Consider the following 269-nt stretch of genomic DNA (forward strand, 5'->3'; position numbering starts at 1 on the left):
GTCTGCGGATCACGGCCGGCGTCGAGCTTGTATTTTGAAATCAGTTGCTTGCCCAGATGGCCGCGCGCGCCTTCGGCAAAGAAGGTGTATTTGGCGTGCAGTTCCATGCCGAGCTGGAAGGCGCCGGTCGGCTCGCCTTCGCGGTTGATGCCCATGTTGCCGGTGGCGACGCCCTTGACCGAGCCGTCCTCGTTATAAAGAATTTCAGCGGCGGCGAAGCCGGGGAAGATTTCCACGCCCAGCGCCTCGGCCTGCTGGCCCAGCCAGCG

At 63.6% G+C, this 269-nt stretch carries 1 protein-coding gene; it reads right to left on the minus strand.

The annotated features are described in order from the left end of the window. A partial coding sequence (locus PQR62_RS25615) for an NAD(P)/FAD-dependent oxidoreductase (protein WP_408160901.1) occupies positions 1-269 on the minus strand: 269 nt, incomplete at both ends.

This window comes from Herbaspirillum lusitanum, from assembly GCF_046025995.1.
GTDB classification, from domain to species: Bacteria; Pseudomonadota; Gammaproteobacteria; order Burkholderiales; family Burkholderiaceae_D; genus Herbaspirillum; species Herbaspirillum lusitanum_A.